This is a genomic window from Candidatus Hamiltonella defensa 5AT (Acyrthosiphon pisum), from assembly GCF_000021705.1.
Taxonomy (GTDB): Bacteria; Pseudomonadota; Gammaproteobacteria; order Enterobacterales; family Enterobacteriaceae; genus Hamiltonella; species Hamiltonella defendens.
Window position 1 is genome coordinate 758266 of record NC_012751.1, and the last position, 20844, is coordinate 779109.

Below are 20844 nucleotides of genomic sequence, written 5' to 3' on the forward strand. Positions count from 1 at the left end.
TAGTTGTTTTTCTGATCCAACAAAATCAGGAATTTAACGTTTCACCGATCAATTCGACAAAAAAATATAGAATTGAATATCGATTCTTTTTTTATTAAAACGATAGAGATTTTAATCATGCAAGACTTACGTTTGATGTTATTGCTTTTTGGTGTGATTACCATCATCGTATTATTTTTACATGGTGTATGGGCGAGGCGTAAAGAACGCTCTGCCCTTTTTTATGATCAGAAAACAAAAGATCAAAATCAAAAAGAAGACGATGTTCTGTTACAGATTTTGGATGAAGAAGGTGTGGGCGAAGTCAAAATTCTTAAAAAGGCACCACCAAATGTTGAAAAAAATGCTTTTGATAAGGCACATCATAAAAAAATACCATCGCAAACTAAATATCAGGCGCTTAAATTTGATAGCTCAGTTGCCTGTGTGACTGCCTCGTCTTTTGCACAGATCTCAGAGACTGAGACTCAATTGCAAAAAAAAAGTGATGATTTATCTCATCAATCTAAAGAAACCCATCATCCATCTATTCAAAAAGAACAAAAGGTATTGGTTTTACATGTTGCTGCTCATTCATCGCGCAACTTTTCTGGAGAAACGCTTTTAAAAAGCATTTTAAATAGTCATTTTCAATTTGGCGATATGAATATTTTTCATCGCTATCTTACTCTTACAGGCGAGCGCATCACTTTATTTAGCTTGGCCAATATGGTGAAACCCGGTTTTTTTGATTTAAAAAAAATGGCTCATTTTTCAACACCAGGCATTTCAATATTTATGACATTGCCCTGCTATGGCCATGCCTCTGAAAACTTTAAATTAATGTTGCAGTCAGCACAAAAAATAGCAGATGAGCTTGGAGGCTTGGTTTTAGATGATCAACGCCAAATGATTACCCCTCAAAAATTAGAAGATTATAACGCCCTCATCCGAAGTACCCCTCATTTATGAAATCCATGCTTGAAAAAATTAACCAATTGCGTGATGTGCTAAAACATCATGAATATTTATACCATGTGAACGATGCCCCCGAGATAACAGATGCGGAATACGACGCTTTGTTGGAAAAACTACGGGAATGGGAATCGCAATATCCTGAATTAATGAACCCTGATTCTCCTACCCAAAAAGTCGGCGCATCGCCTTCAACCGCTTTTAAGCCTGTGACTCATCAAGTGCCTATGCTTTCGCTCGACAATGTATTTGATGAAAAGGGGTTTTTAGCGTTTAACAAACGTGTCTCTGAACGACTTGAAGCGGAATCCTCTGCACAAAAAGCGTCTTTGAACCCACTGGTTCGAGATTCAGATCAGAAAAACAGGAGCGAAAAAAATGTTCAAGAGGCGCTGACTTTCTGCTGTGAGCTCAAACTAGATGGCTTGGCAGTGAGTCTCATCTATGAAAAAGGGGAATTAACCCAAGCGGCCACGAGAGGCAATGGTTTTCAAGGTGAAAACATCACGCATAATATTCGCACCATTCAATCAATTCCTCTTCGTTTAAAGGGGAAGGCATTACCCCAACGGATAGAAATCAGGGGCGAGGTTTATATGCCTCAAGCCGGCTTTGAAAAGCTCAACAAACAAGCTCGTGCTAATCATGAAAAAATATTTTCCAATCCTCGTAATGCGGCGGCAGGATCTTTGCGCCAGCTCGATCCTCATATCACGGCGCAACGGCCTTTAAATTTTTTCTGTTATGGCGTTGGTTTGCTTGAAGGCGGGGTCTTACCTCAGAGTCATATACAGCGTTTGATGCAATTGAAAGCTTGGGGGCTACCTGTCCATGATCGAATCACATTATGCACTGGTGCTGAGCAAGTCATGGCCTTTTATCAAGAAATAGCACAAGCACGGGCGACCTTGGGTTTTGATATCGACGGCATCGTGATCAAAGTAGATGATGTTCTATTACAAGAAAAATTAGGTTTTTTGGCGAAGGCCCCTCGTTGGGCAACGGCCTTTAAATTTCCCGCCCAAGAAAAAACCACTCAAGTTCTTGGAGTGGAATTTCAAGTCGGCCGAACTGGGGCTCTGACTCCAGTGGCTCGCCTTGAGCCAGTTGAATTGGGAGGGGCACTGGTCAGCAACGCCAACTTGCACAATGCAGATGAAATAGCCCGTTTAGGGTTACGTATTGGGGATACCGTAGTCGTGCGTCGTGCAGGTGATGTGATCCCACAAATTGTCAACGTGATCATCGAATCCAGACCTCAAAATACGGTGGAAATCATTTTTCCTCACCATTGCCCTATTTGCAAATCAGTTGCAAAACGTATTGAAGGTGAAGCCGTGATCCGTTGCACAGGGGGATTATTTTGTCCTGCTCAGCGTAAAGAGGCATTGAAACATTTTGTTGCGCGACGCGCGCTCGATATAGAAGGTCTGGGCGATAAAATCATCCATCAGCTAGTAGACAAAAAATACGTTCAAAACCCTGCGGATTTATTTCATTTAACATCAGAGAAATTACTGTCTCTGAAGAGGATGCGAGAAAAATCAGCGCAAAATTTATTAAATTCTTTAAAAAAATCTCAAAAAACTACCTTTGCGCGTTTTTTATATGCGCTAGGAATCAGAGAAGTCGGTGAAACGACAGCCGCCAATTTGGCGTTATATTTTGGTCAACTTGATCTTTTGCGGAAGGCGGACATAGAAACATTAAAAAAAGTGCCTGATGTTGGTGAAGTTGTCGCAAAAAATCTGGTAGATTTTTTTGGAAACGAACATCATCAACAGGTTATTTCTGCACTGGAATCTGTTTTAGATTGGCCAGATCCAGAGCCGATAGAAAAACCGAACCATCCCTTTCGGGATAAAACGGTGGTTTTGACCGGTTCATTAAATGCATTTACCCGAGATGATCTTAAAGCGCATTTGATTTCTTTAGGGGCAAAAGTCAGCGGCAGTGTATCCAAAAAGACAGACTTTCTTATTGCTGGGGAAAATCCGGGCTCTAAAGCTCAAAAAGCCGAGAAATCAGGTATAAAAATAATGAATGAACCTGAGTTAATAGAGTTTTTAAAAGCGTTAAAACCCGAAGGAACTAAGGTGTAAGATCACTGAGGATGAATAATGTTATAAATGGCATAAAAAGGAAATGCCTCTGGTTTTTCAGCAGCATTTCATAGAGTTATAGGGCACTCCTCGCCCTGAATTTATCGATAATAACTCTACCTAATTTAGAAGCATTAACTTCTATTAGCACATGAGTCAGGTAAGAAAGCAGAATTGCGAAAAATGTTACAAAGATTAACCGACCGAAGCCAACCAATTGTATGTAGGGGGTAAAATAAGCACTGTTTGATGATATTAACGCCAAAACTATTGTGTGTGTCAAATATAATGGATAGGATATATTTCCGAGAAGATTCAGATATTTGTTTTCTTTTACCTCATTAACTTTTTCTAAAATCACGGATGAAAAAAGAATTAAAAAGCAGGGGAAACCGATACGTAGAATTCCGTGCCCGCGTATATCGACAAAAACATAGTAAAAAAATATGCACAGCGATGAATAAAACATAATGCTACAAATCGAAATCAATATTTTGTTGTTTGCTCTTGTTCTCATGAATATCTCACATGTAATCATGCCAAGGATAAACTCAATCATAAGCGGCGACGCCATGTTTTTTATAAGCCCCTGCAATCTGTTAGTCACAGTAAAGTTTAATCCGTGATTTGGGTTTAAGGTCAAGAAGCCGTTGTATTTTATGTTTAAATAGGCGTATACAAAAAGCATGATTACTGAAGTTACTAACGTTCTGTAGCGATGTGAAATTTTAAGCCCAATCAAGAAGAACATATAGAAAATGAATTCATATGTTAAAGTCCAAGCAGGGTATATAGTACTATACCCGTAAAAAGGTGCGTTATTATTATAATTAATCTGTAAGAAGAACAGAGACTTGATAATTTCTATACTGACGTATGGAAACACAACTGCAATATGTAAAGCTAAACAAAATAAATAGACTGGATATATTTTAAATAGTCTTTTAACCGAGAAAGAAAAAATACTGTTGTTATTTTTGGTTGAGTAAACAATGATAAAACCACTTATCATGAAGAACAGGTCAACACCAAAATAGCCGCTAGAGAATAGAATATCGCCCAGGTTTTTTGTTGAATATACGTTATTGAGCATAAACCTGTAGTGAAAAAACAAAACAAATAGCGCTGAGATACCCCTCAAATAGTGTATAGATTTAACCATATTAATTAATTCTCACTTCCAGTAAGTTGTATTATCTTTCATTTAATCCATCATCACTTTAACCCCAGAAATTTTTGTACCATAGAAGCAGGTTCTCAAAACTTATCCTATACCGGCATAGTCCATTTATGTGATGCTGGTTCTAAAGTTATCATCTCTGAATTTCAATTTCTTATCCCTAACTCAGGTTTTTTTAAATAACCAGTGCTTTCTCTCACCAATAACGAACTCTCTAACAGATAAGATCCCTTTGCTATTTTATGTTCATCTAAATGAGCCAGTAAGAGTTCAGCTGCTTTTTCACCCATTTTATGACGAGGGGTTGATACCGTTGTTAACGCAGGATCAATATATTCTGACAGTTTTAGATCATCGAATCCCATAATTGAGACATCATTTGGAACTGCTATTCCTTGTTTTTTTTGCCTGATAGATAGCCCCTACTGCCAAAAGATCGTTGTGGCAAAATATGGCCGTCGGAGGTTTAGGTAAAGCCATTAATTTTTTAAACGACTGAGCCCCTGCTCCATAACCGAAATCAGATTTTATAATATAATTCTTTTGCAAGGGAATGTTGCTACGATGAAGCGCCTGAATATACCCCTGTAACCGATTTTGGCAGAACAGATGACTCTCGATTCCTGAAATACAGGCAATACGTCGATGACCTAATTTATAATGCAGATAATTCGTGGCATTAAAAGAAGCAGCCAGGTTGTCAATATGCACTGTTGGCAGATTAAATTGAGAAATAAATTCATTGACCATCACTATAGGGGGTAAATATTGCCGAGATGCTTCAATGAGGTTCAAAGGAAAATTAGAACCCAAGAACACAATACCTGCTATTTGTCTTGCAATCGTAAATGGGTTTAATCTGCCTTTATTTTGCGCGGAGTCGTTAATGAGAACTTGATAGTCTTTTTTTAGGGCTATTTCTGTAATGCCTTTAATGATGTCATCAAAGAAAGTCTCACCGAAGTTGGGCACACACACCAAGATAGTACGGGATTCGGTTCGTTTAATATTTCTAAAAAGAGCATTCGAATAGTAACCTGCGTTGGTAACGGCCTTTTCCACTTTATCCCTGGTCGACACAGAAACTTTTTCTGGGCTCTTAAAAGCTCTGGAGACGGTTGCTGTTGATACGCCTACTATTGCCGCTATTTTTTTCATCGTACTCATAGTCAAATTTTTCTCTAACTTTTATTCAATGAATAACTGGCAAATCGACTATGGAATATGGAATGAAGGCCTTAAGCTCATATTCTCTTTGCTCGATTTTCAGCAAATTTAATGTTATGTGATTTAAAAATCAGCGATGATTAATAGAACAATTAACGCAATATTAAATATATTTCATTATTTTATATCCCATATTTATCAAAATATGTGATTTAAATTTTCAAAAATAGCTTGTTAAACATCATTTTTATGATCTACGTCGCAAAAAAAAGAAAAAAATAATACAGTTTATAAACATGAGCTCACTAAGCCCTGTTTAAGATCATACTCATGATTCTTTTCGGATACTGATGAAAACGATTAAAATCCAAATTGATATAAAAGATCTAATGCCTGGCCAATCCCAGAAATGGCTTCTAGATATAATCGGGGCATTAACTGATAACGTAATGTCAGTGTGGCTAACGAATCAAAAATGTCGACACCATATTTAAGCTGTAAATTTTTGTTAAGATAACCACTCACAACGACCTGAGAATCGTTTCCCACGCCCTGTGTGTCTAAAGTAAGACGACTGATGCCAAAGGCACCTCCTATTTCTCCAATCAAGTTTCCAGTTTGTAAAATGCCTATGTTGATTAGCATGGAAGTCATTAAACTACTGTCAGTGCCAGAAGACTGATCTATAGCCTCACCTCGAAGAAGGTAAGATAACGCTTCTTGCTGGGATAATACGGGGTCAGAAAATATTTCAATTTTAGGGGCATTCGCATTCCCTGTGACTCGAATTCCTGCGGTATATCCAGGGGTGATATTTTCAGGATTCCGAATCGCTTCAATATTGAGAAAAGGTTTAGTAGGCCCAGAAAATATCAAGTGGCCTTTTTTGACCAGTAAGTCTTGGCCGTAAGCGTGAAAGCTGCCTGAAGAGGTGTTGATTTGACCCTGTAGCCCCATCCCATATTGATCTTGTTGAACCTTAAGGGTCCCTTGTAATTGCGCTTTTAAACCAAATGCATCTAGTTCGACATCCTTGCCAATTTGAATATTTAAATGAGTATTAATCGGAATTGCTGTTTTTTGAGGGATGATGGGTTGTAGTTGATCGTTTAGCATGACTTTATATGAAGAAACATCGACGACGTTAGGTGGAATTTTTTCCGCCTTAATTCGAGCCCATGGGACCTCAATCAAACCTTTGAGTGTCAGTAATTTTGGCCTGGCTTCAAATAGTATATCGGGTGAAATGTCCAGCTTTACTATAGGGGGGAAAGTGACTCGAATCTGATCACCTTTGGCCGAAATGTTGGCACGCCAATCATCGATATGATCCCAGTTCGCATTACCTAAGAGGTTGATTTGGCTTTTTTCTGTTGCAATCACCCCTTTTAATGTCGATTTCGTCCCTTTAAAATTGATCAATAAATGACTGGGAGAGGCCATATTCACTGGCATCCAACTGCCATTAATAGCAAAATGATTTAGCGAAATATCACCGTATAGCAAAGGGTTTTTTGAGTTTCCACTCATATCTAAGTGACTGTTTAAGACACCCGTTATTGTTTCATTTTTGTCTAATACTGTGTTGATAGGTTCCAATGAAATTTGATCGATGTCGATTTTTCCAGATAGTGTGCGTTTCCCCTGCAAATCAGATATTTTCAAATCCCCTTGCATCTGACCATTATTTTTCAATGAGATCAAAGTATTGATTTGAGCTTGATGATGAGAGAGTTGAACGCCTAGCTTTAAATTATTGAACACAATATTGAGAGGATTATCTTCAATATTTTGACGTATTTTAACGTCATGCCCTACGAGCGAGAGTTGAGCTGTTGGCAAATGATCTTCTGCAGTCCATTTCATCTGTGCATCTCCGGTTATGTTTCCAAAGATGGCTGTACCTGAGCTCAAAAATGGTTTGAGCATCGCCAGATCAAATCGATTGAGTTGCATACGCAGTTGCCCGGCTGATTTCGTGGCCTCTATCATATCGGGTAAACACAATTTTGCCTGTATATTCTCCCAACAGTGAGGTTGAATGGTGACTTTTTGGGCATGATGAAAATATTTGATGCCTGTTGGGTGATTTAAATGCCAATTCCAAGATAGGGTTCGAATATCTGTTTTGTTGAGTTTGAGATCCCATATTTGTTTTTGACGATTGAAATCCCCTTTTAAGGCAAAATTTCCTGAGAGAGGCTCGCTTTTTAATTGAAGAGCCAGTTGATGTTGCTTTTCTGTGCCTTTTGCATTGAACATCAGATGATGAAGCATGAAATCAGATTGTTTCAGTTTTTCTACCTGTAGAACTAATTGACCTTTGATGTGATCTAAAGAGTGGAGATTGGCATCGAGCTTGATTTGATGAATGCTGAAATTTTTCCATTTTAACTGATTGGCAATAAAATGCGCCTCTAGCTGAGGTTTTGTTAAGTCCCCTCTTAATTTTAATGCCCCCTTAAGTTGACCAGCGACACTCGGTAATCCATCCTGTAATTTCGGCGCATCGATGTTCACATCTAATGACCATTGGTGAGTCAGATCTCCTTTGATATTGAGTTTATTGTTCCCAAAAGCCATATTAAACGAGGAGATTTTCCACTGCCCAGACCTATCGCCTTTTAAAGAACCAGAAACTTTGAAGGGTTTGTTTTGTACTTCCCCTTCCAAGAGCACATCAGGGATCTGCAATTGCCAACGTTCACCATCGATACTGCCACGAGTAGATATCTTTCCGTTGAATTGAGCTGGCCATTCTGGCCATTGTTTTTTTGTATCGATTCCTTTTAGCGTTAATACGGAGTTCCAACTGATGGCTTTTGACCAATCTATCATTCCCAATAAATCCGCCTGACCTTGAAGAAGCTTTAAGCGTAAAAGAATTATATGAAACTGTTGTAAATTACCTTTTCCATCAAGGCTAAATTCCGCGGGGGGCAGATCTGCACTTTTCATTTTTCCTGTCAATGACAAAGCATAATCTGTGGCTCTGCCATTCAATTGCAGTTGAAGATTGTTGATTTTATATTCGGGATCTCCTTTGAGCGGCCACTGAAGTTGGCTCGATATTAAGGTCATCGTAAGGGGCAGCCCCGATTTGGAGAGCGTGGTAGTCGCATTCAACTGAGCGCTGATAGAACCAGAAAAATCGGCGGTGAATTTAAGTTGTTTTTGGAGTTCGCCGGTTAAATTGAACTGTATTTTTTCTTCTTTTAATAGGGGAGGAATTTTTATCAGGCTGTCAATTTTGAGGGCGATTGGCCATTGATCGGCAAAAGTCGCTTCTCCATGCGCAGAAAAAGAGCCAAAAGGAAGGCTGACTTTTAATTTATCCAGCTGAAGATGCTGGTTATCGGATTTTGCCTCTAATTGCAAAGAATGGATAACAATATCTGTATCTCCCACGATCCGGAGTTGCTCTGCTGTTAATTTTTTGATTTGAATATTTAAAGGGAAATGAAAATCAGGCAAGGCAGTCAAAAGAGGTTGAGCAAAAAAATCCAAAAGATCTTGATGTATGTTTTTCTTAAAAGAAGAGTTCGTTAAAGGTCTTTTTGCTTCTGTAGAAGAGGTTTGGTCATTGGATTTGGCAGGATGGATGAGTGCTGGAGCTTGTAATTTTTCCAAAGCTTTTGGCAAGCTGACCAGCAGGCCTGAGAGTTGAGGGGATATCAAAGACAGTGTTCGTCCCTGCCAATCTGCTTGTGTACGAAAATGGGCTAAAGATATATGTGTGTCATCGATGGTCACATTCAGGTTTGTTAATCTGAGATTTTTTAAAAACAGGGGATAAGGGATGCGAAGGTCAGTAAATGGTTGATCCGATACTTTTTCAGTAGAAGGCAATTTTTGCGTCTCTATCACCATATCCAGGTCATTGAGTGTGAAATCATCAATGCAAAATTTCAGCGATGTTTGACAAAAGAAATGTAAAGCAAGATGTATTTCTTTGACCTTTACTTCAAAACCCGGCATCTGATATTGAATGCCTTTTAATGTCAGGTCGTTCGATTTTCCTTCAATGTTTTGAATACTGAGCCCAGGCACCCAATAAACGATATTTTTGATTAAAAAATGGAGGCCTCCCGTGGTACGAATCAAACCCCATAAAGTGCCACACAATAATAAAACAACCAAAAAAAAAGCCAGAGTGAATTTTTTTATTCTTCTCATAGCTCAGGCCCTAAACCAATATAAAACTGAAATTTTTTATTTTCTTTATCGCCAATCGGAGTTGCAATATCGAATTTGATAGGGCCAACAGGAGAAGCCCAACGGATCCCTATGCCTACCCCTGTTTTAAAATCACTCTGCCGGATATCGTTGACAGCCTCACCGCTATCAACAAAGGCGGCTCCCCACCAGCGACCCATCACATTATATTGATATTCAACAGAGGCAGTGAGCAGTTTTGTAGCACCAGTGAGTTTATGGTCACTGTCACGGGGTGAGATACTTTTGAGCTTATAACCCCTGATGCTACCATCACCTCCCGCAAAAAAACGTAATGAAGGCGGCATACGTTGAAAATCTTTGGTTGCTATCCACCCCAGATGCGTTTTCACTATAAAACGGTTTTTTTTTCCTAAGGTCCTTATCCAAACATTTTGAGCTTGAATAATTTCAAAATTAATATCAGAAGCCCATTTTTTATTTGAAATATCTAAAGAATAACGTTGACTGTCACCCCAATAAGGCATGGCCTCACCACTTTGACGAGTTTTACTCATACTGATCCCGGGATAGAGCAAACCAGTGATAGAATCTACTTTACCTTGGGTGAATTTTTCCAAGCTCCAACGAAAATGAATGGCCGGTTGCCAGCCATTTGAAAAATTCCAAAAACGAGCCACATTCATGGTACTGGTGTTAGATTTAGTATCGTTTAACCTAGAGGTTTTAAGACCTGCCTGTAATAAATAATATTCCTCTAATGCGTTTTTGATTAATGGAATACGATAACTAAAAGCCAAGTTTTGTTCAGCAGCAGAAAGATTGCTTTTTGTTGTTAAGCTGTGCCCTTGCGAATTCACCCAAGGTTTGTTCCAACTTGCCTTGAGACGCGGGCCAATACTGGTTGAGTACCCCCCCCCTAATTCCACATTGTTTTTTGTACGAGGTGTTAAAACAGCGTCTAGTGGTAAAATTTGACTCGTTTTTAAAGAGCCAAAATCTGGAGAAACCAAAGCAGCGCTGAACCAGTTAGTAGCAGAAAGGCGACGATTGAGTTCAGCGGTATTATCCGCACTATAATTATCCCCTATATGAAAAGGCACTAAATTTTGCAAATAGGGTTCTTTAATTTGAGAACCATGAAAGGTCACTTTACCAAAGCGATAGCGTTCACCACTGTCAAAATGAATCTTCCAAAAAGCTTTATTCAGATCTAAGGCGATACGAAGCTGAGTTTCGTTCATTTTAGCATCAAAATACCCTTTGCTCACGGCGAGCCCGTTGAGAGCATCTACAAATTCATCAAATTTCCCTTGATTTAATATTGAGCCTATTGTGGGTGTTTCTTTCAATAACGCCTGATAATCAGGGTCGTTTTTAGCATGACCCGTTAACATCACATCGATTCCAGCAATCAGCACGGGTTCGCCCAGAGTGATTTTGGCCAGCAATACAGATTTTGGGGTGAATTCAAAATTGATGGCAGAATGATAATAACCTAAGGCTTCCAGTGCGAGGGTGATTTCTGCTTTAACCCGTGATCTCAAACGATGGTTGTCGGTGGTGTCTTCTGTGTTAATCATAAACAGGCGAGCTTTAACATTACGAGCCACCTCTCCTCCAACACCTTCGATGTCCAAAGACAAAGAGGGTTTTTTTGAAGAGCCAGAAAAACTACAAAACGAAAGTAGCATCAGACATGATGAAAAGAAAATAATCAGACATCGTGACATCAAGATCCCTATTCAGAACTCATTTTCACATTTATAAGCGGGTTGAATAAAATAACGTTTTTCTTCCCAATGTAATAAAGTTAATTCATTTCCCCAGCAACAGCCTGTATCTAGAGCATAAATATTTTTTGGTGTGCCTTTTCCTTTTAATGCTGACCAATGACCAAACGTAATCGCATATTCAGGCTCCAGCAAACGGGGTAATAAAAACCAGGGATATAGATCATCCTGCACTTTTTCAGGGATTTCTTTGTGAGTCATGTCCAAGCTTCCATCGGAAAAACAGTAACGCATTCTTGTTAATGCATTCGTTATGAACTGCAAACGAGCATCACCCTTTAACTTAGGACTCCATGAGTGAGGCGTCTGGGTATGAGATCTATCTAAAAATAACGGAAGTCGATTACCACGAAGCGCCACCTCTATTTCTTGAGCACAAGTCTGTGCTGTTTTTTTATCCCATTTAGGGTAAATGCCGGCGTGTGTCATGATGAGTTTTAAGTCATCATCTATTTGCAAAAGAGGCTGTTGGCGCAACCAATCCATGAGCTGATCTACATCAGGGGCGGCCAATAAAGAAGTAAGATGATCTTTCGGATTGTTTTTTCTCATCCCCGCATGTATCGCCAATAAATGCAGATCATGGTTCCCTAATACCATACGTAAAGCCTTTCCTAAAGAACGGGCATAGCGCAATACTTTTAAAGATTGAGGGCCGCGAGAAATGAGATCTCCTGTTAACCACAGGGTGTCTTTTTCTTTATCAAAATTCACTTTAGCCAACAAAGCTTTAAGCTCATCAAAGCAACCGTGGACATCTCCGATCAGGTAGTTAGACATATTAAGCCGATATCAGTTTTAGGTTGAAAAAGTGGTTAGAAAAAGTTTTAAACAGACTCTAGTGAAGCCGATTTGCTAAAAGGCAATATTGTTCAACGGACACATTTTCTGCTCTAAGTTTTGGGCAAATTCCTGTTTCAGCCAATTCTTGGTCAGTAAATAGAGCGCCTAGACTATTATGCAGTGTTTTTCTCCTTTGATTAAAGGCTTGTCTTGTCACAAGGTTAAGCCGCTCTATATCTGTGACAGGATAAGGATGCGACAAAGATCGGTATGGAAGCAATCGAATCATCGCTGAATATACTTTAGGTATGGGGGTAAAAGCATCAGGAGGCACCTCCAATATGGGGATCACCTTGCAATGATATTGCACCATGACACTTAAACGCCCGTAGGCTTTCGTGTTTGGGGCTGCCAACAAACGGTTAACGACCTCTCTTTGCAACATAAAGTGCATGTCATCAATGCGGTGAATATCTTTAAATAGATGAAACAGTAATGGTGTAGAAATGTTATAAGGCAAATTACCCAATATCCGGAGGGGTTGCTTAAAAGTCGCTGATAATTCTGAAAAATTCACGGTCATGACGTCTTGTTGATACAAAATTAGCTTATCTTTTAATTGAGGATGCTGATTTAAGCGATCAGCCAAATGACGATCTAATTCAATGACCAGAATTTTATCCATCTGATCGGCTAGAGGGAGTGTTAACGCCCCTAATCCTGGGCCAATTTCAATTAATGTTTGTTCAGGTGAAGGATGGATCGATGAAATAATTTGATCAATAACAAATTCATCTGTTAAAAAATTTTGGCCAAAGCGTTTTTTTGCAAAATGCCCCTGATAAAGTTTACGGTTCATCGCTTTTAACAATCATATCGATGGCCAGGTTGACTGCGCTGGCGAAACTCCCTACTTTAGCCTTACCTGTGCCTGCTATATCCAACGCAGTACCATGATCTACAGATGTCCTAATAAAAGGCAACCCTAGCGTAACATTGACCGATTGGCCGAATCCTTGATATTTCAATACAGGTAATCCTTGATCGTGGTACATGGCTAAGATCACATCAGCGTGTTTTAAGTATTTTTCATGAAATATCGTATCTGCAGATAAAGGCCCAATGAGTGTCATCCCTTCTTGACGTAACAAATTGAGTGCAGGAATGATAACGTCAATTTCTTCTTTTCCTAGATGGCCGTTTTCACCAGCATGAGGGTTTAGTCCACAAACATAGATGTGGGGATGAGATATCCCAAATTTGGTTTTAAGGTCGTGATTGAGAATACGAATAACTTGTTTTAGGTGATCTTGAGTCACCGCACTCGATACCGCTGATAAAGGCAAATGAGTGGTCGCTAATGCCACTTTAAGTTTTTTGCTGGCTAACATCATCACGACCATTGAGCATTTGCATCGTTGCGCAAAAAATTCAGTATGACCTATAAAAGGAATGCCCGCTTCATTGATGACACTCTTTTGAATCGGCCCCGTGACCAGGGCGCTAAATTCACTGGCTAAACAACGATCACAAGCTTGCATCAGTGTGTCTATCACATAAGGCGCATTGTTGACATTCAGCATCCCCGCGATCACGGTGGTTTTTACTTTAACGGGTAAAACGCTCAATGTGGAGGGCAGACAGGGCTGACTGTCTTTTTTGGGGTGATACTGTTTCAATGTCAGGGGTAAATTCATCTGTTTGGCTCGTGCCGATAATAAATCAGGATCAGCACAAACAACCAACTCAACAGGCCAATGCTGTTGTGCCAAAGCGATCACTAAGTCGGGACCAATGCCAGCAGGTTCACCAGGCGTGATGAGAATAGGTTTATTGTCATTCATCATCGTGTTCAAGAATTTTAACGTAAGCTGAAGCCCTCTGCTCTTGTATCCAAGTCTCGGCTTGTTCAGAAAACTTACGATTAAACAGGATTTTGTAAGCTTGGTTTTTGATATCTTCACTGTTTTCAAAAATAGTATGCAGATCGTTAATGCGTAAAATATGAAAACCAACCCCCGAGCGAATAGGGCCAATAATATCGAACTTATGAATGACTTTTAATTTTTCAGAAAAAAGGGTGGGTAATTCTTGCACTTTTTTCCAACCCATCGTTCCCCCTTTAAAAGCTTGCGAGTCAGCCGAATAGGCGATCGCTAATTTCGCAAAATTTGCCCCTTTTTTGAGTTGAGAGACTAATTTATTGGCTTTTTTTTCGGCTTTATCTATCTCTTTCTGGGAAGGATTCTCTGTTAAAGGAATCAAAATTTGGCTGAGATTTAGCTCCATGTTTTGATTTTTTTCGTTTAAAATTAACTTTGACAAAGAATCCACTTCTTGTGGCAAGATATTGATTCGAGGTTGCACCGCGTTTTTAAGTACTTCTGAAATTAATATTTGATTACGAATTTCATTACGATAAGTACCGTAATTAATATTTTCTGAGGCCAACTTGCTACGAATCTGATCAACAGTCAGACGATTTTTTCTTGCGATATCAGCAATAATTTTATCCAAATCCTCATCAGGAATTTTTAAACCTATTTTGTTAGCTATTTGTAATTGAATGCTTTCTACTATGAGCCGTTCAAGTATTTGATGTCTTAAAATCGCATCATCGGGCAAGGATTGATTTATATTATTCGCATTTATTTTGATGGCTTTTAGCCTATGATTGAGATCGCTCAGAAGTATGACGGAATCGTTCACTATAGCAACGATTTTATTGATTTCTTTTGGTGCTGAAAAAACAGTGAAGTGGCTGCATAGAAGCCATACTAAAACATATATTCTCCAATTTTTCATATTTTTACCTTATCTCATCAAGTAGATTATTGACTAAAGCTGCCGCGAACAGGTATGAGATCCAGTTTGTTAAGCTCTGTGTTTTTATCATTTTTTAAAATTAAAAAGGTTTTTGGTAAGGTAAAGGAACCCATTGCAGTGCTTCTTGTGTACTGAAGCCGTCATTCTTATTTAAGCCACGTAATTGAATATTAATTGAAAATCTATTTTCATACTGACTGCCATTATTGTCGGCATTCCAACCGTTAATGCTATTTTCATAGCCAAGGTTAACACTCCAACAGCAAGTGGTATATTGGATTGAAACCAATTCGCTGGCAGGTTGATGTGCTTTCATATCATAGTAGTAAGCGCCGACCAGAAACCAACGATTTTTTATGGGCAAGCTCACCGTAGTACCTACTTGTGAAATCCCTTTCTGGTAATTGGGCCTACTCACATTCGGCAATGAAGCCTGAATATATTCGGGGCTTGCATAACGGTAATTTAATTGATAAATGCGATTATTGTCCTGATGATGATATTCCATAACGGCATCGCTTTGAACAATGCTGCCTAAACGGGTGTCATATTGCATTCCCCCTCTTAAGCTAGTCTGATCCGTTATACGCCAAAAACTGTCACCAGCCCAAACTAAACTACCGATACGACTGCGATCAATTTGAGTATTGCCGCCAGAACGAGAAGGAGAAAAGTAATAAATTTGACCGATAGAAACGTTAAAGCGCTCTAACATATTATTATCATAAATGCGGGAAGTTAAACCGGTGGTCACTTGATTGGCCGAAGCAATACGATCCAGGCCACTATAGGTACGATCACGAAATAAACCCTGATAATCATTTTGCATCAGAGTTGAATCATAAATATAAATATTGTTTTGATTTTTATAAGGTTTATAAATATATTGTACTCGTGGTTCTAAAGTTTGTGTAAAACCAGCGAGTTCCTCCATTGAGCGATCGAATACCAATGTGCCGTCAGTCGTAAATTGTGGGATCACACGATTAACAGAATTTTCTAAATTGTACGAAGACTGCAAGTTTTTATCAGAAAACTGTTTAGGGATCGATTGCTTGTAATGAGTCGCCATTAACTTGGTTTCAATATTAAGATTCCCCCATCTGTTTGAGAGAGGCAAGTTCAACTGAGGTTCTACATGAAAGCGCTGAGTCTTTGGGTTATCAGCACTCACACTCGTAAATCTCGCTGCTTGCCCATAAATATGCATATCAAAAGGGCCGATATCGTTTTTATGATAATTTATTTCTAATTCCGGCTCAGCTCGGTATGCATTTCTATTTCCACCTTCGTTAAATACTTGAAATTTCTTTAATGACAACATTAAATTCCAATGATTTTGGAAATAACCTACATTAAAAATTTGAGCGGCATAACCATCTGTAGAAAAACCATAAGGAGATCTAAGATCAGAAAAATAATCATGATCGCTGATTCTGGTATAATTCACGCCAAATCGCCATACTTTATCCATGACTCCTGAATGATTCCAATAATACAACCAGCGGTGACTATTTTTATTTTTTTCTTTAGAAAGCTTATCATTAGGTAACCATTCAAAAGCCATAGTACCTTGGCCCTGTGGAAACAAATATCTAAATTCATTTTGCCATTGAACCCCTCTTTTACTCAGATATTTTGTCGTGATCGTCGCATCAAAATTAGGCGCAATATTCCAGTAATAAGGTAATGTAAATTCAAAATTATTTTTTTTGGAATATTCATTAGTAGGCACTAAAAAACCAGAATGTCGCTCTTTTCCCAAGTAAAATTGCATATAAGGAGCATAAAAAACAGGTATTTTCGAGATTTTAAAGCGGGCATTCCATATTTTTGTCACTTCTTTTTTTCTATCAAAAACGATTTTTGAACCGATAATATTCCAGCTATTATCCTCAAGAGGACAAGAAGTAAAGGTCCCATTTTTCAAAATGGTATAACGGTTTTGATCACGTATTTGAATCAGGTCCGACTCACCACGACCTTGACGCCCAACCAACTGATAATTTCCTTCATCGATGTCTGCATCTTTGGTATCAATATTCGACCTGGCCTGAGTCCCTTCGAGTTTTATTTCAGGATCAAAGTACTGGACATCCCCAGTAGCCACCGTAGTACGAACAGGGTTATGGAGTGAATTTGGGCTCTGAGTTTTATTTAAGGTCATTTTATTGGCATTTAAAGTGCTATTACCTTGCTTAACAGTGACATTGCCTGAAAAAATAATAGTGCCAGGGTAATCAGCTGATGTCTGATTTGATTGAATATAAATAGGGAGATCATGGTGATTATTTGCAACCAGGGGCTGGTTGTAACGAGGAATACTTAATGAACATTGTTTTGTGATATCAGAGACGGCTTTTTCACTGTAAAAGAGGAATAAAATGATGGTGATTAAAAATGTTAATAAGCGATTATTCATGCCGTTTTGGTATTTGACTTAATTATTAAAAATAAAAGGATATACAATAAAACGGCTCGAGGTTATATGATTCAATCCATTTCCGCCAGTGCTAACTCAAAAAATACAGCAAAGACTCCATTATTTTTTCTCTGTTTCATTAATCTGATCAACCCCAAAATATGATTTTCTAATAGTGACTAAAACACAATATAATGCGTTTAAAGAAATCTAAAAATTCTTGATGTGACAGAATTTTTGTTATTAAGGCCATTTTGTTTTAAAAGAATTTTTGTCTTTTATATGCCTATTCTCAAATGAGATATTCAACCCTTTTAAAGAACAGTTTTTTTATTTAACCTTGACTTCTTAAATGCCGACAGATAACAAATTCAAAATTATAGTAGATGAAAATATGCCATACGCTGAAACGTTATTTCAACGTATGGGCGAGGTGCAATTAATACGTGGGCGGGAGATTACAAGAGAAAGCTTACAGCAAACAGATGCATTAATGGTTCGTTCTGTCACCCCTGTTGGTTCTGAACTTTTACAGGGAACCCCTATACAGTTTGTGGGGAGCGCGACAGCGGGTACTGATCATATCGATATTTCCTGGTTAAATCAGCAAAAAATACATTTTTCCTCTGCAGCGGGATGCAATGCGATTGCAGTTGTGGAATACGTTTTCTCTGCTCTATTCGTCATGTCAGAACGACAAGGTTTTTGCTTGCAGGATAAAACGGTCGGGATCATCGGTGTAGGACATATTGGATCTCTACTTTATCAACGTTTAAACGCATTGGGTGTGCGTACGTTACTTTGTGATCCTCCAAGAGCAAGTCAAACCCCAGTGGATGATCCCGTGCTAAAATTTTGGCCGTTCGAAAAATTAGTGAATCAGGCAGATATTTTAACTTTTCATACTCCCCTCAATGAAACGGGTTTATATAAAACTCTGCATTTAGTAGATGATGATGTGTTAGCCGCTCTTCCTGAGAATAAAATTTTGATCAACACTTGTCGCGGTAAAGTGATTGATAATCGTGCTTTACTGAAAGCTTTAGAAAGAAAGAAAAAGCTGAGGGCGGTATTGGATGTATGGGATCCGGAACCTGAAATTTGTCTGAAATTATTGGCTCTGGTAGACATCGGAACTCCTCATATAGCAGGTTACACCTTAGAAGGTAAAGCCAGAGGCACTTTTCAAATATTTTCTGCTTTTAGCCAATTTTTAAATCAACCTCAGACCATTGATCTGAATGCTTTATTAGCATCAGCAGATTTTAATCTGATTCAATTGAATGCTGAGATGAATCCAGGCAGATTAAAGCAATTAATACACCTGGTGTATGATGTGCGCCGTGATGATGCTTTGTTACGAAAAAAGGCAGGCATCAAAGGAGGATTCGATGATCTTCGTAAACATTATCAAGAACGTAGAGAATGGTCTTCTTTTTGTGTTGAATCTCATCATTTAGAAAGTCGATCACTTTTACAAAAATTGGGATTTAGTGTTTCATCTTTGTGATTTTTTAATGGCTTTTATTTTTAATGGCTTTTCGATTAAGGAAAATCATTCATTTCTAATGATAGTTGGAGAGAACCAAATATGTCTGACGGTTGGAATGTTGCCCTCTTAGGTGCAACAGGTGCGGTAGGTCGAGCATTAATAGAAATGTTGCAAGAATGCGCGTTTCCAATTGGCCATTTATATCTTTTAGCTACGAAACAAAGTGCAGGTGAGGTGATTCGTTTTGCGGGAAAAAGTGTACCTGTACAAAATGCCGCTGAATTTGACTGGTCTAAAGCACAAATTGCCTTTTTTGTTGCAGGAAGAAAAGCCACCGCATTTTATGCAGAAACAGCGAGTGATGCAGGGTGCAGGGTAATCGACAATAGCGGATTATTTTCGATGGATTCTCATGTTCCATTAATAGTACCCATGGTCAATCCACAAGTGTTGTCACAGATCCCATACCATAATATCGTTGCGGTAGCAGACAGTTTAACCAGTCAATTACTGGTTGCGATTAAACCCTTGATAGAGCAAATGGGGTTATCACGTCTTAATGTGACTAATATGATCTCGGTTTCTGCTTACGGTAAAGCGGCCGTAGACGATTTAGCAGGCCAAACAGCCAAGTTACTCAATGGGGTGTCTCCAGAAAAAAGCGTTTTTAAAAAACAGTTAGCTTTTAATTTATTGCCGCTCGTCAATGATGAAGAAGAAAGTGTTTATGAAGAACGTCATCTCGTCAATCAGATCCGAAAAATACTTCAAGATCCCCATCTACCTATTTCAGTCAGCTGTATACAGGCACCCGTGTTTTATGGGCATGCTCAGATAGTTCATTTTGAAGCATTACAACCTATTTCTTTTAATCAAGTACGTAGTGAACTGGAAAATATTCAAAATATTCAATTATTTTCAGAATATGATTATCCTACCCAGGTAAGTGATCTAGAAAACAATGCTGTCAACATAGGATGTATCCGAAATGATTACGGTATGCCAGAAATAGTACAATTTTGGTCGGTTGCGGATAATATCCGCTTCACAGGAGCCCATATGCTCATCAAAACGGCCGAACTCTTAATTAGGGAACGATTGCATTAGTGACAGAATTCTACTTACCCCCTTTATCGTCTGACCTAAAGCACAAAATTGCACTGGGGATTGAATACAACGGTTACCGTTATTACGGATGGCAACGTCAAGAACATGTGCCAAGCATACAAAGCTGTTTGGAGCACGCATTGTCTAAAATAGCGAATGAATCCATCACGGTGTGTTGTGCTGGGCGTACTGATGCAGGCGTTCATGCGACTGCTCAAGTTGTTCATTTCTTAACCAAAGCGGTCCGAAAAGAAGTCAGTTGGATCATGGGTGTCAACACTTATTTACCCCCCGATATTACAGTTCGTTGGGCAAAAAAAGTGGAAAAAGATTTTCATGCCCGCTTTAGCGCAACAGCCCGCCGTTATCGTTATCTTATTTTTAATGATCGTCATCGGCCTGCTCTTTTTTCAGAGGGACTCGCACATTACAGTATGCCACTCGATGAAAAAAAGATGGAACGTGCAGCACAATGCGTACTCGGAGAAAATGATTTTAGTTCATTTCGAGCCGCTCAATGTCAATCAAAAACGCCTTGGCGTTATGTGCATCATCTCAAGGTGAGCCGTTTTGGGATGCACTACATTATGGTGGATATCAAAGCGAATGCTTTTTTACATCATATGGTCCGAAATATTGTAGGAAGCTTGATAGAAGTAGGGATTGGTCGTCAAAATGAACATTGGATTGCTCAATTATTAGCTTTAAAAGATCGGACTCAAGCGGCGGTGACCGCAAAAGCCTCCGGTCTATATCTGGTTTCAGTTGATTACCCTGCGCATTTTTCTTTGCCTTATCTCCCTTTGGGGCCCTTCTTTTTACATAGAGAATAAAAGGTATCC

At 38.9% G+C, this 20844-nt stretch carries 13 protein-coding genes and 1 pseudogene; 5 read left to right on the forward strand and 9 right to left on the reverse strand.

Annotation, left to right across the window (positions count from 1 at the left end; all coding sequences use genetic code 11):
- Positions 1 to 117: 117 nt before the first annotated feature.
- Together zipA and ligA are read left to right on the forward strand one after the other, a co-directional pair.
- Positions 118 to 951: a cell division protein ZipA gene (zipA, locus tag HDEF_RS03660; RefSeq protein ID WP_015873316.1), complete on the forward strand. Its 834-nt coding sequence runs from the start codon at positions 118 to 120 to the stop codon at positions 949 to 951.
- Entirely contained in the window at positions 948 to 3056 is a 2109-nt protein-coding gene (gene ligA, locus HDEF_RS03665) for an NAD-dependent DNA ligase LigA (RefSeq protein ID WP_015873317.1), read from the forward strand. The genes zipA and ligA overlap by 4 nt, the downstream gene beginning before the upstream one ends.
- A gap of 76 nt (positions 3057 to 3132) precedes the next feature.
- On the opposite strand, the gene HDEF_RS13730 is transcribed toward ligA, so the two are convergent.
- The 9 genes and pseudogenes from HDEF_RS13730 to lptD all read right to left on the reverse strand — a co-directional run bounded on the left by HDEF_RS13730 (position 3133) and on the right by lptD (position 17403).
- Complete coding sequence (locus HDEF_RS13730; RefSeq protein WP_015873318.1) at positions 3133 to 4218, reverse strand: acyltransferase family protein; 1086 nt, start codon at positions 4216 to 4218, stop codon at positions 3133 to 3135.
- 164 nt (positions 4219 to 4382) lie between these two features.
- Positions 4383 to 5403, reverse strand: a pseudogene (locus HDEF_RS03675) (substrate-binding domain-containing protein).
- A gap of 360 nt (positions 5404 to 5763) precedes the next feature.
- Complete coding sequence (gene tamB, locus HDEF_RS03680; protein ID WP_015873319.1) at positions 5764 to 9579, reverse strand: autotransporter assembly complex protein TamB; 3816 nt, start codon at positions 9577 to 9579, stop codon at positions 5764 to 5766.
- Positions 9576 to 11312 (reverse strand): autotransporter assembly complex protein TamA, encoded by a 1737-nt coding sequence (gene tamA / locus HDEF_RS03685; protein WP_044612267.1) that lies wholly within the window; start codon positions 11310 to 11312, stop codon positions 9576 to 9578. Before tamA ends, tamB begins: the two co-directional genes overlap by 4 nt.
- Positions 11313 to 11324: 12 nt before the next feature.
- Entirely contained in the window at positions 11325 to 12152 is an 828-nt protein-coding gene (gene apaH, locus HDEF_RS03690) for a bis(5'-nucleosyl)-tetraphosphatase (symmetrical) ApaH (RefSeq protein ID WP_015873321.1), read from the reverse strand.
- A gap of 58 nt (positions 12153 to 12210) precedes the next feature.
- Positions 12211 to 13014: a 16S rRNA (adenine(1518)-N(6)/adenine(1519)-N(6))-dimethyltransferase RsmA gene (gene rsmA, locus HDEF_RS03695; protein ID WP_015873322.1), complete on the reverse strand. Its 804-nt coding sequence runs from the start codon at positions 13012 to 13014 to the stop codon at positions 12211 to 12213.
- On the reverse strand, positions 13004 to 14002 hold the full coding sequence (gene pdxA / locus HDEF_RS03700; protein WP_015873323.1) for a 4-hydroxythreonine-4-phosphate dehydrogenase PdxA: 999 nt from the start codon (positions 14000 to 14002) through the stop codon (positions 13004 to 13006). Before pdxA ends, rsmA begins: the two co-directional genes overlap by 11 nt.
- Positions 13992 to 14960 carry a peptidylprolyl isomerase gene (locus HDEF_RS03705; protein WP_015873324.1) on the reverse strand — a complete coding sequence of 323 codons (969 nt, stop codon included), beginning with the start codon at positions 14958 to 14960 and terminating at the stop codon, positions 13992 to 13994. The genes pdxA and HDEF_RS03705 overlap by 11 nt, the downstream gene beginning before the upstream one ends.
- A 100-nt stretch (positions 14961 to 15060) precedes the next feature.
- Positions 15061 to 17403 carry an LPS assembly protein LptD gene (lptD, locus tag HDEF_RS03710; RefSeq protein WP_015873325.1) on the reverse strand — a complete coding sequence of 781 codons (2343 nt, stop codon included), beginning with the start codon at positions 17401 to 17403 and terminating at the stop codon, positions 15061 to 15063.
- A gap of 352 nt (positions 17404 to 17755) precedes the next feature.
- On the opposite strand from lptD, the gene HDEF_RS03715 reads away from it, so the two are divergent.
- The 3 genes from HDEF_RS03715 to truA all read left to right on the forward strand — a co-directional run bounded on the left by HDEF_RS03715 (position 17756) and on the right by truA (position 20835).
- Entirely contained in the window at positions 17756 to 18913 is a 1158-nt protein-coding gene (locus HDEF_RS03715; RefSeq protein ID WP_171770467.1) for a 4-phosphoerythronate dehydrogenase, read from the forward strand.
- A gap of 81 nt (positions 18914 to 18994) precedes the next feature.
- Positions 18995 to 20002 (forward strand): aspartate-semialdehyde dehydrogenase, encoded by a 1008-nt coding sequence (locus HDEF_RS03720; protein WP_015873328.1) that lies wholly within the window; start codon positions 18995 to 18997, stop codon positions 20000 to 20002.
- Entirely contained in the window at positions 20002 to 20835 is an 834-nt protein-coding gene (gene truA, locus HDEF_RS03725) for a tRNA pseudouridine(38-40) synthase TruA (RefSeq protein WP_015873329.1), read from the forward strand. Before HDEF_RS03720 ends, truA begins: the two co-directional genes overlap by 1 nt.
- Positions 20836 to 20844 lie beyond the last annotated feature (9 nt).

Bases quoted from the DNA above. Each gene is read 5' to 3' on its own strand.
- zipA (WP_015873316.1), top strand. From the start codon at position 118: ATGCAAGACTTACGTTTGATGTTATTGCTTTTTGGTGTGATTACCATC.
- ligA (WP_015873317.1), top strand. From the start codon at position 948: ATGAAATCCATGCTTGAAAAAATTAACCAATTGCGTGATGTGCTAAAA.
- HDEF_RS13730 (WP_015873318.1), bottom strand. From the start codon at position 4,218: ATGGTTAAATCTATACACTATTTGAGGGGTATCTCAGCGCTATTTGTT.
- tamB (WP_015873319.1), bottom strand. From the start codon at position 9,579: ATGAGAAGAATAAAAAAATTCACTCTGGCTTTTTTTTTGGTTGTTTTA.
- tamA (WP_044612267.1), bottom strand. From the start codon at position 11,312: ATGTCACGATGTCTGATTATTTTCTTTTCATCATGTCTGATGCTACTT.
- apaH (WP_015873321.1), bottom strand. From the start codon at position 12,152: ATGTCTAACTACCTGATCGGAGATGTCCACGGTTGCTTTGATGAGCTT.
- rsmA (WP_015873322.1), bottom strand. From the start codon at position 13,014: ATGAACCGTAAACTTTATCAGGGGCATTTTGCAAAAAAACGCTTTGGC.
- pdxA (WP_015873323.1), bottom strand. From the start codon at position 14,002: ATGATGAATGACAATAAACCTATTCTCATCACGCCTGGTGAACCTGCT.
- HDEF_RS03705 (WP_015873324.1), bottom strand. From the start codon at position 14,960: ATGAAAAATTGGAGAATATATGTTTTAGTATGGCTTCTATGCAGCCAC.
- lptD (WP_015873325.1), bottom strand. From the start codon at position 17,403: ATGAATAATCGCTTATTAACATTTTTAATCACCATCATTTTATTCCTC.
- HDEF_RS03715 (WP_171770467.1), top strand. From the start codon at position 17,756: ATGCCGACAGATAACAAATTCAAAATTATAGTAGATGAAAATATGCCA.
- HDEF_RS03720 (WP_015873328.1), top strand. From the start codon at position 18,995: ATGTCTGACGGTTGGAATGTTGCCCTCTTAGGTGCAACAGGTGCGGTA.